Source organism: Moorena sp. SIO4G3, assembly GCF_010692305.1.
In the GTDB taxonomy this organism is placed as follows: Bacteria; Cyanobacteriota; Cyanobacteriia; order Cyanobacteriales; family Coleofasciculaceae; genus Moorena; species Moorena producens_A.
Window position 1 is genome coordinate 1 of record NZ_JAAHIG010000354.1, and the last position, 8,826, is coordinate 8,826.

The 8,826-nt window shown below is 41.8% G+C and carries 13 protein-coding genes; 3 read left to right on the forward strand and 10 right to left on the reverse strand.

Features of this window, described 5'->3' with window-relative positions; translation table 11 throughout:
* On the forward strand, positions 1-502 hold a 502-nt coding region (locus tag F6J99_RS36210), incomplete at its 5' end, for a HEAT repeat domain-containing protein (RefSeq protein WP_293120465.1).
* A 166-nt stretch (positions 503-668) separates the two neighbouring features.
* Here the strand turns inward: F6J99_RS36210 and F6J99_RS36215 are convergent.
* The 3 genes from F6J99_RS36215 to F6J99_RS36225 all read right to left on the reverse strand — a co-directional run bounded on the left by F6J99_RS36215 (position 669) and on the right by F6J99_RS36225 (position 2,398).
* Positions 669-1,376, reverse strand: coding sequence for a hypothetical protein (locus F6J99_RS36215; RefSeq protein WP_293120467.1), 708 nt, complete (start codon positions 1,374-1,376; stop codon positions 669-671).
* 299 nt (positions 1,377-1,675) lie between these two features.
* Positions 1,676-2,146 carry a DUF6174 domain-containing protein gene (locus F6J99_RS36220; protein WP_293120469.1) on the reverse strand — a complete coding sequence of 157 codons (471 nt, stop codon included), beginning with the start codon at positions 2,144-2,146 and terminating at the stop codon, positions 1,676-1,678.
* Between the two features lie 126 nt (positions 2,147-2,272).
* Entirely contained in the window at positions 2,273-2,398 is a 126-nt protein-coding gene (locus F6J99_RS36225) for a ribbon-helix-helix protein, CopG family (RefSeq protein WP_293120471.1), read from the reverse strand.
* 87 nt (positions 2,399-2,485) lie between these two features.
* On the opposite strand from F6J99_RS36225, the gene F6J99_RS36230 reads away from it, so the two are divergent.
* Positions 2,486-3,712, forward strand: coding sequence for a transposase (locus F6J99_RS36230; protein ID WP_293120473.1), 1,227 nt, complete (start codon positions 2,486-2,488; stop codon positions 3,710-3,712).
* Here the strand turns inward: F6J99_RS36230 and F6J99_RS36235 are convergent.
* The 5 genes from F6J99_RS36235 to F6J99_RS36255 form a co-directional block, all read right to left on the reverse strand.
* Positions 3,685-3,882, reverse strand: a complete 198-nt coding sequence (locus tag F6J99_RS36235; RefSeq protein WP_293120475.1) for a hypothetical protein — start codon at positions 3,880-3,882, stop codon at positions 3,685-3,687. The genes F6J99_RS36230 and F6J99_RS36235 overlap by 28 nt on opposite strands.
* A 667-nt stretch (positions 3,883-4,549) precedes the next feature.
* Positions 4,550-5,260, reverse strand: coding sequence for a hypothetical protein (locus F6J99_RS36240; RefSeq protein WP_293120477.1), 711 nt, complete (start codon positions 5,258-5,260; stop codon positions 4,550-4,552).
* Positions 5,261-5,513: 253 nt separating this feature from the next.
* The gene (locus tag F6J99_RS36245) at positions 5,514-5,960 is read right to left on the reverse strand and encodes a DUF488 domain-containing protein (RefSeq protein WP_293120479.1); all 447 of its coding nucleotides are present in this window, start codon (positions 5,958-5,960) and stop codon (positions 5,514-5,516) included.
* Positions 5,961-6,004: 44 nt separating this feature from the next.
* Complete coding sequence (locus tag F6J99_RS36250; protein WP_293120481.1) at positions 6,005-6,691, reverse strand: DUF488 domain-containing protein; 687 nt, start codon at positions 6,689-6,691, stop codon at positions 6,005-6,007.
* Positions 6,684-6,923 carry a hypothetical protein gene (locus F6J99_RS36255; RefSeq protein WP_293120483.1) on the reverse strand — a complete coding sequence of 80 codons (240 nt, stop codon included), beginning with the start codon at positions 6,921-6,923 and terminating at the stop codon, positions 6,684-6,686. Before F6J99_RS36255 ends, F6J99_RS36250 begins: the two co-directional genes overlap by 8 nt.
* A 434-nt stretch (positions 6,924-7,357) precedes the next feature.
* Between F6J99_RS36255 and F6J99_RS36260 the strand changes: the two genes are divergently transcribed.
* Positions 7,358-7,747 (forward strand): GNAT family N-acetyltransferase, encoded by a 390-nt coding sequence (locus tag F6J99_RS36260; RefSeq protein ID WP_293120485.1) that lies wholly within the window; start codon positions 7,358-7,360, stop codon positions 7,745-7,747.
* 203 nt (positions 7,748-7,950) lie between these two features.
* Here the strand turns inward: F6J99_RS36260 and F6J99_RS36265 are convergent, their stop codons facing one another.
* Entirely contained in the window at positions 7,951-8,157 is a 207-nt protein-coding gene (locus tag F6J99_RS36265; protein WP_293120487.1) for a hypothetical protein, read from the reverse strand.
* An 8-nt stretch (positions 8,158-8,165) separates the two neighbouring features.
* Complete coding sequence (locus F6J99_RS36270; protein ID WP_293120489.1) at positions 8,166-8,300, reverse strand: hypothetical protein; 135 nt, start codon at positions 8,298-8,300, stop codon at positions 8,166-8,168.
* Between the last annotated feature and the right edge of the window lie 526 nt (positions 8,301-8,826).

Here is an 8,826-nt window from a genome sequence, read left to right on the forward strand (position 1 = left end):
CACCGTAGTCAACGCCCTACTAGCACTGCTTGAGGATAATGACTCTGATGTGCGTTGGAGGGCAGCCGATGCCTTGGGTGAATTGGGCAACAGCTCAGACACCGTAGTCAAGGCTCTACTAGAACTACTAAAGGATAATGACTCTTTTGTGCGTAGTAGGGCAGCTATTGCCTTGGGTAAATCGGGCAACAGCTCAGACACCGTAGTCAAGGCTCTACTAGAACTACTAAAGGATAGTGACTCTGATGTGCGTAGTAGGGCAGCCGATGCCTTGGGTGAATTGGGCAACAGCTCAGACACCGTAGTCAAGGCTCTACTAGAACTACTAAAGGATAGTGACTCTGATGTGCGTAGTAGGGCAGCCGATGCCTTGGTTGAATTGGACAAAACCTCTAATCATATTCTCCCCAGTGTAATTGAATGGATTCAACAACACCAGGATTCAGACTATGTGGGTAGAGGTATTGATGTGCTGTGGGATTTGGTTGTAGGAAGGGAGTAGGGAGTAGGGAAGTGTGGGGTGTGGGGCGTGGGGTGTGGGGTGTGGGGAGCGAGTAGACTAGAAAGAGAATTGGGTTTTGCGTACGCTCTCATTGTAGACTAGAAACTCGATTGGCTTTTGCGATCGCCTTTGGCGCGGCTTCGCCGATCGCATTCCAAATCCCATCTCATCGAGAAATAGAGCGACTATTGCAATAGTTGCGGTAGCCTCTAATATAATCGTTAACCATATCAATCGCTTCAGGGCGCATGTTGCGTTGACGGGGAAAGTCCTTTAATACCGAGAAAACATTCTGGTAAACCGCACACCAATTCCCAATCCCTGCCCGTAATGACTGTTGTGCCCGAACCAGGCTACGGATGAAAGCAATAGAGAAATCCTCAGGATCTTTCACAACTGCTGCATCCAATAATAATAGAGCATTAGCTACCTGAACTTGCCCCAGACTACTGCTTGATCTAGAGCGATTGCCTACTGCAACAGCACTCTCCAAAGTCGGGTCATCCATCGCGAGTAAATACCCTAGCGCTAGGGCTTCGGCTGCCGTTAACATCTCAAGGGTAATGGTTGATGGCTGCTGACTACGGCTGCGAGCAATATACTCAAGATACTGATTAGCTCTCTCGCTTGGCTCAACAGAAAACCCCAGTTGGTTGATAATCGCTGCTCGCACATCATGGGTAATATTAGGATTGCTTAGGTTTTGGAAAACCTTATCATCAAGTCCATAAACCGAGGCATATGTAATCATATCAACATCTTTATATGCCTTAGCAAAAGGAGTACTAGTTAAGGGGCTATCCGCCAAGGCTACTGGAGCAGCAGTAACTATACAACCTACCACAATAGGTATTAGTAATGGTGTAATTTTCATTAGTTATTTATAATTTATTGATAGAGTTTGTAGGGTGGGCAAAAACCGTTGATTTATTTGGATTATTCTAGATTATATTACTTTGCCCACCCTACTCATATACTCATCGGTCTGGTAGTGAGCTTGTAGTGAGCTTGTAGGGTGGGCAAAAACCGTTGATTTATTTGGATTATTCTAGATTATATTACTTTGCCCACCCTACTCATATACTCATCGGTCTGGTAGCAAAAACCATTTAGTTTTTTTGATTATTCTAGATTAGATTACTTTGCCCACCCTACTTTAATTCTTTGCCCACCTTACTTTAATTGTTCCAAATTATCAATAGTCAAAGTTCTTTCATCATCCGCTATCTGTTCCCTAAAGTCCATATCGATTTTAGTTGGATAACCTAAGGTAGTGTCGTAGGTAACATCAAGCTTATAATAATCCTTATCAATAGCCTTTTGGACAACATCGAATAGCTTCGAGACGGAATCATAGGTATTAAAAAATTTCCGATTAACTGGTTTGCCGCTATCAGCAGCAACAATGGAAGTCGTTTCACCATTACGGATTTCTACAACAACTGGCTGAGTGACCTCACCAATACAATAGCAAGATACCTGTAATGTATACCGGTAGTTATCTAGCTGTTGAGTTTCCCAACGTTCCTGGTTTTGTTCCAATTGCTGCTCAGGGGAAGGATCACTAGCACAAGCGGAAAGTGGCAGAATCATCACCAGTAATCCTAACCAACAATAGCGATAGAGTCTGGAGTGTAGCGTCATAGTATTCCAGTCACTAAGTAGAGCGACCAATCATAATTCGGGATAGTTGACGAATTCCCTAGTGATTTTGTTGCCATTCTCGGTAGGGGGGCGGAGGCAAAAACTTTTCGTCTCCAGGGATGAATTTTACACAGAGTCTTCTGGGATAGGGAAGGGAGCTATCAAACTTCTTATTAATTCAGATGAGGTCATGCCGCGTTTATCTGCTTCTTGCTGTAACTGCCTTTTCTCGAAGTCTGTAATTCTAATCACTAGTTTTTTATCTGGTATTTTGGATTGACACTTGTTAATACACTTGCTATTATATTAATAGGTCGGTAAACAAGATGGCAACTATAAATGAGGACAGCGTACCAGTACAAGATTAAACCAACGAAAGCGCAGAAAAACGTGATAGATAATTGGCTGTCAATGCTCTGCGCCCAGTATAACTATTTGTTAGCAGATCGGTTTAACTGGTACGAAGCAAATCGTTGTCCTGTAAATGCCTGTCCACTTGTCTGTTACCTTCCAGAATTAAGAAATAATCCTGACTATTACAGCCAAAAAAAGACTTTACCAAACCTAAAGAAAACTCGTCCCTGGTACAAGCAGATTCACTCTCAAGTACTTCAGGATGTTGTCAAGAGAGTAAAGCTGTCTTTTGATCGGTTTATAAAAGGAGACAGTAATGGAAGACGAAGTGGGCGACCTAGATTTAAAAAGCTGCACCGTTACCGTACTTTTACCTATCCTCAAATGAAAGAAGGATGCCTGGAGGGGGATTTAATCAATCTACCTAAAATAGGCAAGGTAAAGGTGGTACTCCATCGCCCTATACCTTCTGGGTTCAAGATAAAAACAGCCTCTATTACCAAAAAGTGTGATGGCTATTATCTGGTTTTATCCCTGGAGGACAAGACAGTCCCCGAAGTTAAACCAGATATCAATCCGAACTCAATAATTGGGATTGATGTTGGCCTTAAGGATTTCTTGACAACTTCTGAAGGTGAAACTGTCGAAATTCCTCAGTACTATCGCGCATGTCAAAAGCGCCTAAAGGTAATCCAAAAACGAGTATCTCGACGTAAAAAGGGAGGGAAGAATAGACTTAAGGCTATTAAACAACTCGGGAAGCAACACAAAAAGGTAGCAGACAAGCGGAAAGATTTTCACTTCAAGACCGCAAATTATCTGTTATCAAAATACGATGTTGTTGCTCATGAGAAATTAAACGTAAAGGGACTGACTAAGTCCCGATTGGCTAAATCTGTGTTAGATGCGGGCTGGTCAAGCTTCCTTACAATTCTTACAAGCAAAGCCGAAAATGCTGGTTTGTTGGCAGTTGCAGTAAGTCCCAATAATACTTCACAGAATTGCTCCAATTGTGGAAAAAAAGTTCCTAAAAAACTGCATATTCGCTGGCATGATTGCCCTGATTGCGGATGCAGTCTTGACCGCGATCATAATGCGGCAATAAATATAAAAAATAGAGCGGCAGGGCAGTCCGTTCTTAAAGCCCAGCGCCTCCTAAGGAATGCCCGGATTGGCTGGGAAGCCTACACTGAACCCAACGGGTCAGTGTAGGAGCTGTCACGACCGTAGACCACAGCGCTAGTGAGTAGGCGCAGAGACTTGACATTAGGCATCGGGAAACTATTGCTATTCCGCCCACTTTTTTTATTAGATGCCACCATGCTCAAGGTCTGGCGCTCTTTAAATGAGCGATAATTTTCTACGCTGAACTCAACTAGCATTACTAGGGTCTCCCATGGTTACTTAGGGATTATCCATTAATCTTTGTGAATAGTAAACAATGGTAAAGCCATGATTTAGTTGATTATAGGAAGCTAGTTAATAGAGATGCAATTGCATCTGTTACTAGTAATACCAATTACACAAAGTATTAGTACACCTTAATCTCCTATTCCACCGCCTTACATTATCAGTTTATCACCTTATGACATGATTCCCGTATCCTCTGTAGCAAAAATCAATAAAACTATCATTATTGCTAGGCAAATATATCCATTAGCTTGTAGGGTGGGCAAAAACCGTTTATTTATTTTTAGTATTAATGATTATATTAATTTGCCCACCCTACTTTAATTGGTATTTTTTCAAACGAAATTGAAAAATATTGTAGCTTGTAGGGTGGGCAAAAACTGTTTGATTATTCTGAATACTCTAAATTACATTAATTTGCCCACCCTACTATGCAACTGTATTCCTTAGCTTGTAGGGTGGGCAAAAACCGTTTATTTATTTTTATTAATAATGATTATATTAATTTGCCCACCCTACTTTAATTGGTATTTTTTTTAAACTAAATTCAAAAATATTGTAGCTTGTAGGGTGGGCAAAAACTGTTTGATTATTCTGAATACTCTAAATTAGATTACTTTGCCCACCCTACTTTAATTGCTAAAAAGGTAGCTCATCATCCATTCCTAGTCTAAGTTTATTTCCTGATTTGTTAGGTAATTCAATAACACCTGCTATCAACTTCCAACAAGGGTCACCATCCTTTTTCCAATCATCAGGTCGCCAAGGCATGCTGAGACTAACCGTAACCAAACACTGATTTTGCGGTCGATAACCTAACTCTAAATACCTTACAAATACTGGATCAGTAATACTAGCGGTCAATTGTTGTCCAAAATCTGTTACCAGTGAACCTTCCCATTTTTCTACACCCTCACGTCTGATACCTATAGGTTGAACCAAGAATTCCACAGCTTTCACCAGTTGCAGTGTACATCGTTGCTCTACCGGTAATGACTGCAAGAAATTCACGGTTACATAGCGCTCATTATTATGGAGAATGTATTTTTCCCTGCTACAAAACTTATTGAGATATCCAGCAGGAACTTGTCCTACTCGTCGCCATTCTCCTGGTAATACCAAAAGATTTTCACACTCAAAGCCAAAGTCTGGTCCAGTTTTAGCCAAAGGAATATCTAAAATATCCAGTAACGTTGGTTCCCTTCCCGCAATTTGACGCATTGGTTTCGGAATGCGACCATCGGGTAAATCAGATACAGGACGAATCCATTGACATTTCAGAGAATTAATTCCAGCGATACATCTCTCGCCACGCTTCCAGGAGTTAGCCAAGCAAATAATCTGAGTCATGCTGCTATCTAATCCCAAGTAAGGTTAGTTTAGACTACTGGACCGACACATCTAAAATGGTGCAATAAGCGTAGGTTGGGTTGAAGAATGAAACCCAACACCAGTAAAGCTTTGTTGGGTTTCCCTATCGCTCAACCCAACCTACATTTTTAGGTGTGCCACGCCACTACTGACCTAGATCCCCAAATCCGGTTTAGTTATGCAACGACTTTGATATTTTTCTATGGTCTTAGCAAAGGGGATTTGGGATAAATCATAGGTGAACTATCTTTATAGTTCCCAATTTTTGACTCAGATATTCTGCTACTAAACGGCGATGACAATGATCGGGAGTAGGTTCACTACACAGCAAACAGCTACCATCTAATAAATCTGGTGATACCGTCTTTTCGATTTCACGCTCTGTAATTAATTGTAAGAACTGGTTTTCGTAGGTTTCCCAATCGCCATTATTTTTTTTATAGGTATTTAGGATATCCTTAGTCGGAGCCAATTCTAGACGATGTATATAGTCAATATTCCCAATTTGCTGCAAAAAGTATTCAAAATCTTTGTTTTTGGTGAAACCAGCTAATTGAGATTTATTATTCAGTCTCGTATCGATAACTCGCCTTACTCCAGCATTAATCAGAAGCTCAAAGAACTGTTGAGCACTCTTTTTAGTAAACCCAATTGTAAATAAATTAATAGTTTTATTCATATCTATTACTTATGAGGTACACACATTTTTTTTATCCCTACTCCCTACTCCCTACTCCCTATTCCCTTTGCTAGATAAGCAATAGTATCCCCTTGCCTATGATAAACTTCCTTAAGTCTATCCTCGCGAGAGCAATTGTCCCAGTTATCCATAGATGTAGGATCATCAAATAGGGAAAGTTGCTTCGGTTGTTTGATTTGGGAATCATTTAACCCATGAGAGCTGAGCAGCCTTTCTTCTAAATCCTGATGAGACTCTAAACTGCCATCATTGAGAATATGATTAATCACTAACCCCGATTTCACTAAATGTTGGCAGACTAAAATTGTCCGATGACAAGTGATCGGGTCTTTTTCAGCACACATTAAGGCAATTTGGTACGTTTCTGCCCCTTGAATTACCCGTTTAAGACCGGCTGAAAACAGGTCAGTGGCGGCAATTTTTTCATATAACGCTTTACCACCAACATAACAACTGAGATCAGCCGGTCTTGCTCCCAACTCCTTACCCAGAAACACATAGCGAATTCCTGCCGACAATAGTTCCGCCTTGAGGGGGGCTTGACTAAAATGAGGTAAGTAACGGCTGTAAGGATGCGATCGCACATCAGCCACCGCTGTAATTCCATGGTGCTTCAGTAAAGCAATAAAATCCTCAATACTGAGATTAGAATGACCAATAGTGAATAATTTTCCAGTATTACTACCAGTATTACTAATTTTACTAATCATTTCCAACAATCTCCCTTATATCAAGTCCGGTTGAATACCCATAATAAAAGTGTATCGAAGGCAGAGGGCAGAAGGCAGCTATAGCAATCCTATCTGATTCGTGAAATAAATGGGCTGTTTTAAGGCAGAAGGCAGAAGGCAGAAGGCAGATGATAGCGGAGTTGGAGCTAGTTTTTAATAAGTCCAGTGATTTTACAAATGATGCAGCGCCGCCAAAGGGGCTTTCCCCCACTCGCTATTGCATCAAGACAATGATTTAGGATTGCTATATCCTGAAGCAATGGAGTAAGGTATAAAGAAAAAAGCTGAAGTAGCAGGGTTATCCTTTAAAGTCGTCCCGCTTCATTATGAATACCCTTGGGGGGATGATTGGGGAAGGTTTGACCATTGATTGTTCTACGGGAATAACAAAGTTGTATTATATTATGTTCGGATAATTAGTTATAAAAAACCATTACCCTTGAAACCTTACTCCTTTACTTCTGCCTTCTGCCTTCTGCCGTCTGCCTTGCTTTCGCGCCTAGTATAAGGATTTAACCGGAAATGATATTACACCCTAGGCGGCTTCTAGTATTTTGTGTAGGATTAAAGGGAGTGTTACTTGAAAAGGAATCCTCCATTGTGTTGATCATTAGACACTATAAAGATAGTGACTTAAATGATGTCATGTCTTCATGGGAAAATGCATCAAAGATAGCTCATTCATTTTTAACAGAAGAATTTTTAGAACTAGAACGTTACAACATTCCGAATGTGTATTTACCCAATGCTGATACCTGGGTAGCTGAGAAGGACGGACAAGTTATTGGTTTTATAGCTCTAATTGGTTCGGAAGTTGGAGCAATATTTGTACAGCCATGTTTTCAGGGCGCGGGAGTAGGCTGGGCACTCATGAATAAAGCCCAAGAACTCCATGGCAATCTTGAAGTCGAAGTATTCAAGGACAATCCGATTGGTCGTAAGTTTTATTCAAGTTATGGCTTTGAGTATTTAGAAGAAAAGCATCACGAGCCAACGGGAAAACAAGTACTTCGCTTGAAGTTTACGAAAGAGTAATCTTTGGCACAGCATTGAACCTGGTTGACTGACAAAACTCAACAAGCAGCCGTCTTAAGACCTTACTGTAAACTCCAACCGATACCTCTTTTTCTCATCCTGTTTTCGAGAGGCGATTCTGCGTAGCAGACGCTTTGCGAACGCATAAGATGGATCGGGTCTACCATTTAAAACGAGGGTTTGAAACAACTCCCAACCAAGAGTCAGAGCAGCTCTTTTCCCATGACCAACCAATTTTTAGATAGCTGCTGCCTCGTGCGCCAGTGAGGGTCAACCATACGGCGTTTTCCTTGAGCGACTACCTCCGTTCCTTGAGCGGTTAAATATAAAGTAGCGATCGCGCTATACCAAGCACAACCGGGATAAGGCAGGTGAGTTGCGAATCTGAGAGCTAAGAAGTTCAAAACCATTGGACTTGTCACCCTTGAAAACTTTCCTCAATATCAAAGCGCAAGCCATATTCACGAAAAGTCGTATGGGGTGGTGGCTTCATTACTGACGATGTACCAAAGTTCTCCACTGACTCCAACACATTCCAAGGCAAGATTGACATCGGCCATAGGGGTCCGTTTTATGAATACGAACATTTTGGAGCAGTAGAGCTTGTCGGAGTCCCAAGTGAAAATCAATGACAGGACACCAACGGTTCCCAGGTCGCCAAATCCAGAAATCCCTCAGAAGTGCGGATGCGATAATTCGCTCCCAAGCTGTTGACAGGCATACTTCATCCAATTTGGTATCGATAAAGCCTCGTCTGCCTACGCAAAATTACTTTGACCCCAACTGGCATCAGGCTCCCAACCCGCAAAAGCCGTGCCTTGCACGGCTTGAATATTGACACTGCTACTAGGATGCTCTAAAATAGCCCACGCAATGGGAACAGCCCGTCCTCTTAAGACTACGGCGTTCCCGTTTCAGGCAATACTGATTCCTAAACATGGTTGTGTCTAAGCTCAGCAAACTTCAATGATTCTGACCACCCCTTCAATGCCCCTTGAATCAGCGGTCTGTATAACCGTTGTGGATTAATCCGGGGACCGTTGCAACCATCGACTAAATCGGCGTTGCGTGGCTGTCGC